A 3,838-nucleotide genomic window follows, 5' to 3' on the forward strand; every position below is an offset into this window, starting at 1 on the left:
GCACCAGTGGAGGTAGTTGACGACGCCGCGGTGTTCGAGGGCGACGCCCTTGGGGCGGCCGGTGGAGCCTGAGGTGTAGATGATGTAGGCGAGGTTGTCGGGTGTGGCCAGGGGGGCCGGGTTGGTCGTCGGTCCCTGGGGCCACTGGGTGTCGACCAGGAGGCGGGGCGTGTCGGCGGGCAGACGGCCGGTGTGGTTGCTGCTGGTGATGATGAGCGGGGCCTGGGCATCGTCGACCATGTACGTGATGCGGTCGGTCGGGTACTCCGGGTCCAGGGGCACGAACGCGGCGCCCGCCTTCATGATGCCGAGCAGGGCCGCGATCAGTTCAGGCGACCGGTCCAGGCAGACCGCGATGAGGGTGTCCGGGGTGATGCCCGTTTCCCGCAGATGGTGCGCGAGCTGATTCGCTCGCTCGTTGACCTGCTCGTACGTCCACTGTTCGTCGCCGTGGGTGATGGCGATGGCGTCCGGGTCGGTGTTGACCCGGTCCTCGATGAGCGAGTGGATGGTCGCGGTGTCGGGGTAGGGGCCGGTGACGCCGTTCCAGTCGACCAGGATCTCCTGCCGCTCCCGCTGCGTGAGCATGTTCAACTCCGCGATGCGCGCCGCGGGAGCCGCCACGACGGATTCAAGGAGAGTACGCAGATGATCGGCCATCCGCTCGATCGTCGCCGCGTCGAACCGGCTCCGGTCGTAGACGAAGCGGAACTCCAGGGCGCGGCCCGCCGACACGACCAGAGTGAGCGGATACCCGGTGCGCTCGACGCAGTTGACCAGACGCCGGGTCAGCCCCTCGGGGAAGTCCGACGGCTTCTGCACCACCGGATAGTTCTCGAAGACCAGGATGGACCGGAACAGCGGCTCTCCGCGCGCGATGCCGCTGTGCTTCTGCACGTCGACCAGGTGGCAGTACTCCCACTGGCGCATCTCCAGCTGCTCGTCCTGGAGATCCCGCAGCCAGCCCGCGACGCCCATGTCACCCGTGAGCCGGCCGCGTACCGGAAGCGTGTTGATGAACAGCCCCATCATCGAGTCCACGCCCGGCAGCGCGATCGAGCGGCCCGAGATGGTCGAACCGAACAGTACATCGTCGCTGCGGCTGTAGCGGGAGAGCAGGATCGACCAGAGCCCCTGCACCAGGGTGTTCATCGTGATCCGCTGGGACCGGGCGTAGTCACGGGCCTGTGCGGACAGCTCGGACGAGGCGACCACTTCGCATTCCCCGACGCCTGTGTCCCCGGTCTCGCGGTCCACATGCAGGTTGGTCGGCTCTTCCACCCCGGCCAGGTACCTCTTCCAGAAGTCGGCCGACCCGTCCCCCTGTTGGGCGTTGAGCCACTCGATGTAGCGGCGGTACGGGGCGGCCGGCGGCAGCGCGGCAGGTGTGCCGTCGAGGAGGCCGCGGTAGAGGGCGAACAACTCCTTCTGGAGGATCTGCACGCTCCACCCGTCCAGCAGGATGTGGTGGAACGACCAGACGACGTAACGCCGTTCCTCCGCCGTCCGCAGCACGGTCACCCGCACCAGCGGCGCCCGGGACAGATCGAAGCCGCGCTCCCAGTCCTCCGCGAGGAAGGCGTCAAGCCGCTGCTCCTGGTCGGGCAGGCCGCGCAGGTCCCGTACCGCGAAGGGCACGGGAGCCCGGCGCTGCACCACCTGCACCGGTTCCGACACGCCCTCCCAGACGAACGCGCTGCGCAGGATCGAATGCCGGTCGACGAGCTGCTGCCACGCCTGCCCGAACAGCGCGTCGTCGAAGAAGCCTTCGACCTCCTCCGTCATCTGCACCATGTAAGGGCGTGTGTCGGAGGTGTCCTTCAGCGAGTGGAACAGCATCCCGAACTGCAGGGGCGAGAGCCCGTAGACGTCTTCCACGTTGTGCGTGCTCATATCGAGAACCTCTTCAGGATCGCGGCCATGTCGGTGTCACCGATGTCGGTGAGGGGGACGCCGGGAGTGGTCCGGCGGGGCTCGGCGGCGCCTTCGGCACTGCCGGCGATCAACGTGCGCAGGTGGCCCATCACCCCGTCGGCCAGCCGCTCGACGGTCTCCCGGTCGTGCAGCGCCGTCGAGTAGCCGATGTACAGCCCGAACGTGTCGCCCTCGACGGCCGCGGTCACATCGAGGACGTTCCAGCGCATACCGTCCGGGCTGATCGAGTGGCCCTTGGGCTCGTCGGCGGGGGCGTACCGCCCGATGCCGGGGAGGTCCCGGCCGAACTGCCCCAGATAGTTGAAGTTGACCTCCGGAACCCGCTGCCGGCCCAGGACGGACGCCACGTCGGGTGCCCCGAGATGACGCAGGACGCCGTAGCCGACGCCCTTGTTCGGGATCCGTCCCAGCTGTTCCTTGACGGAGTCGAGCGACGCGACCGGGCCGGCACCCGGCGCCAGTCGCAGCGCGACGGGGAACACGGACGTGAACCAGCCGACGGTCCGCGACAGGTCGACGTCGGGGAACAGATCCTCGCGGCCGTGCCCCTCCAGACCGATCAGCGTCTCGTCGTCGCCCGTCCAGTCCCGCAGCGCCTGGGCGAGGGCGGTGAGCAGCGCGTCGTTGATCTGCGTGCTGAAGGCACGGGGCACGTCCCGGAGCAGGGAGCGTGTCTCGTCGGGGGTGAGCGTCGCCGTGACAGTGGACGCCGAGCCCAGGTCGTTGCGCCCGTCCCGGTCACGCGGAACCTGCCCGTCGGGCTTCGCCTCCGCCCAGTACGCGAACTCGGCGCGCGCCGTGTCCGACGTCGCGAACCCGCGCAGCCGTTCCGCCCAGGCCCGGAAGGACGTCGTCTTCGCGGGCAGCCGCGGTGTCCTGCCGGCGGCGCGCTGCTCGTAGCAACTGCCCAAATCCTCCAGGAGGATCCGCCAGGAGACCCCGTCGACCGCCAGGTGGTGCACGGCGATGAGCAGCCGCTGCCCTCGCGCCGCGCCCAGTTCCAGCAGGGCGCACCTGATGAGGGGGCCCTTCGCCAGGTCGAGGCCCTGCTGGGTCTCCTCGGCGATACCGAGTGAGACCGAGTTCAGGGCGTCGGCGGTGACGTCGGACAGATCGTGGACGTCGAGGACGCCGGTGTCCACCGACTCGTCCAGGTACTGACGCCAGCCGTCCCCACCCCTCTCGCAGCGCAGGCGCAAAGCGTCGTGGTGCTCGATCAGATCGGTCAGCGCCAGTCGCAGGACGTCGGGGTCCAAGGAGTCGGTGGCCAGCAGCTCGGCCTGGTTGAAGTGGTCGAAGGCAGGCAGTTCCTTCTCGAAGAACCAGTGCTGGATCGGCGTCAGCGGTACGTCGCCCACCACGCGGCCCTGCTCCGCGTCGACCAGGGTGGTCGCGCCGGCGTGGACCGCGATCTCGGCGATCGTCTGGTGCTTGAAGATCATGCGCGGGGTGAGATGGAGGCCGAACTTCTTCGCCCTGGCGATCATCTGGATGCTGATGATCGAGTCGCCGCCCAGCTCGAAGAAGTTGTCGTGGATGCCGACGGTCTCTATGCCGAGGATGTCGCCCCACACCGAGGCGAGTGTGCGTTCGGTGTCGGTGCGGGGGGCGGTATAGCTGTTGGCGAGCTCGGGGCGCTCGGGGCCCGGGGCGGGGAGGGCTTTGGTGTCGATCTTGCCGTTGGGGGTGAGGGGGAGTTGGTCGAGGGTGATGTAGGTGGCCGGGACCATGTAGTCGGGGAGCTGGTGTTGGAGGTGGGTGCGCAGCTCGTGTGGGGCGGGGGTGGTGGCCCCCGGGGTGGTGGTCACGTATGCGGTGAGTTGTTTGTTGCCGGGGGTGTCTTCTCGGACGGTGACGGTGGTGGTGTGGATGTGGGGGTGGGTGTGGAGGGCGTTTTCGATTT

General features: G+C 68.6%; 2 protein-coding genes. Both read right to left on the bottom strand.

Going from position 1 to position 3,838, the window contains the following annotated elements:
• The coding region (locus tag ACH4RC_RS42360) for a condensation domain-containing protein (protein WP_398210463.1) at positions 1-1,893 on the bottom strand (1,893 nt) is incomplete at its 3' end.
• A partial coding sequence (locus ACH4RC_RS42365) for a condensation domain-containing protein (RefSeq protein ID WP_398210465.1) occupies positions 1,890-3,838 on the bottom strand: 1,949 nt, incomplete at its 5' end. The genes ACH4RC_RS42360 and ACH4RC_RS42365, both read right to left, overlap by 4 nt.

The sequence above is a fragment of the Streptomyces sp. NPDC016845 genome, from assembly GCF_044332585.1.
In the GTDB taxonomy this organism is placed as follows: Bacteria; Actinomycetota; Actinomycetes; order Streptomycetales; family Streptomycetaceae; genus Streptomyces.